The organism is Actinoallomurus acaciae (genome assembly GCF_042429965.1).
Taxonomy (GTDB): domain Bacteria; phylum Actinomycetota; class Actinomycetes; order Streptosporangiales; family Streptosporangiaceae; genus Actinoallomurus; species Actinoallomurus acaciae.
This window is the reverse complement of record NZ_JBHLZP010000970.1, coordinates 1-1,604: the sequence shown is the minus strand read 5'-3', so window position 1 is coordinate 1,604 and position 1,604 is coordinate 1. Positions and strand designations below refer to the sequence as shown.

3 protein-coding genes are annotated in these 1,604 nt (G+C 72.1%); 2 read left to right on the top strand and 1 reads right to left on the bottom strand.

The window, feature by feature from the left end:
* Window positions 1-535, top strand: a 535-nt coding sequence (locus ACFFNX_RS49475) for a hypothetical protein (RefSeq protein ID WP_378213426.1), incomplete at its 5' end; no start/stop codon positions are given.
* Between the two features lie 2 nt (window positions 536-537).
* On the opposite strand, the gene ACFFNX_RS49470 is transcribed toward ACFFNX_RS49475, so the two are convergent.
* Window positions 538-948, bottom strand: coding sequence for a DUF2000 family protein (locus tag ACFFNX_RS49470; protein ID WP_378213424.1), 411 nt, complete (start codon window positions 946-948; stop codon window positions 538-540).
* A 74-nt stretch (window positions 949-1,022) separates the two neighbouring features.
* Here ACFFNX_RS49470 and ACFFNX_RS49465 point away from each other — a divergent pair.
* Window positions 1,023-1,604 (top strand): AraC family ligand binding domain-containing protein (locus ACFFNX_RS49465; RefSeq protein ID WP_378213423.1); only part of this gene is annotated, 582 nt, incomplete at its 3' end.

The window sequence follows — 1,604 nt, the reverse complement described above, 5'->3', positions numbered from 1 at the left end:
GACCGCCCGCCCCGGCGCCGTCGCACCGCGTGTCGTCACGGCGCGTGCCGTCACGGGTAACGCTCCGGCGCGTGCGGCCGCCGCCGCGCTCCGCCCGCTCGTCAACGGCGGCTTCGAGACCGGCTCGCTGTCCGGCTGGACCTCCGCGGGCGTGGTGACCGGCGTGACCAGGGACCATCCGCACAGCGGCCGGTACGCGGCGCTGCTCGGCTACCCCGACGACCCGAAGAAGGGCGACTCCGTCATCCGGCAGACCTTCACCGCCGTCCGCGGCAATCGCCGGCTGTCATTCTGGTACAACGTCAGCTGCCCGGACCGGGTGCGCTACGACTGGGTGACCGCCTCGCTGCGCGACGACACGACCGGCACCACCAGCACGGCACTCCCCCGTACCTGCACGTACGACAACAGGTGGGAGAGGGCCGAGGCCCCGGTCGTCGGCGGCCACACGTACACCCTCACGCTGCTGAGCCACGACGACGGCTACTTCGGCGACCCGACATCGGCCAAGTTCGACGACGTGGCGCTGTCGTGACCTCAGGGGTGCAGGGGCAGTCCCTTGAGGGTCTTGTCCAGGGGATTCTTCGCCCCGAACACCGCGAGGCCCACCAGCACCAGCTCCTCGGCCGGCACGGCGCGGACGGTGGCCCGGTTGGCCTCGTCGTGCCCGGTCTTGAACATGTCCTCGGTGAAGACGGCGACGTCCAGGTCGCGGTTCACGGCCGAGCCGCGCACCCGGCCGAGCGCCTCGGCGTCGGCGGCGTAGACAAGCACGGGCTGGCGGAACATCGACAGATACCCGGTGCCGGAGCCGTCCTCGTACGGCTCGCCGATGACCTCGGGGTGGTTCGCGGCGACCGCACCGGCCAGGAACGCGGTCACGTTGAGCTTCTGCCAGACGGCCAGATCCTCCCGGACCACAATGCCGATCTTGGTGTCGAATCGCATGAGTCCGATCCTGGCGCGGCGGCCCACCGGGGGTCTTGAACGCTCGTGCGCCGACGACGAGCGACAATGGGGCGGTGCCTCGCGATTGGTCCCGTTACTGGCACTCGGGTGACCGGCCGTTGGAGGCCATGCACGCCCACTTCGAGCGGCATGTCTACCACCGGCACAGCCACGAGTCCTACTCCTTCGGCGTCACGGAGAGCGGCGCCCAGTCGTTCACGTGCCGCGGCGGGGCGCACACCAGCGCGAGCGGCATGGTGATGGCCTTCAACCCCGACGATCCGCACGACGGCCACGCCGCCGACGGGGTCGGCTTCACCTACCGCATGGTGCACATCGGTCCCGGTCTCGTCCGCGACGTGCTCTCCGACCAGGGCGGGCGCCCGTCCGCTCTGCCGCTGTTCGCCGAGCCGGTGATCGACGATCCGGTCGCCGCGCGGCACGTCCAGGCCCTGCACCGGGCGCTGCTCGGCGGCGCGCCGGCCCTGCGTCGCGACGAACTGCTCGCGGCCACGGTCGCGTGCCTCACCCGCCACGCCACGCGGTCGCGGCCCGAACGGCGCACGGCTCCGGAGTCCGGGGTCGCCGCCGTGGCGCGGGGCGTCATCCACGACACGTACCTGGACGACATCACCGCCGACGACCTCGCCGCCGCG

Bases quoted from the DNA above. Each gene is read 5' to 3' on its own strand.
- ACFFNX_RS49470 (WP_378213424.1), bottom strand. From the start codon at position 948: ATGCGATTCGACACCAAGATCGGCATTGTGGTCCGGGAGGATCTGGCC.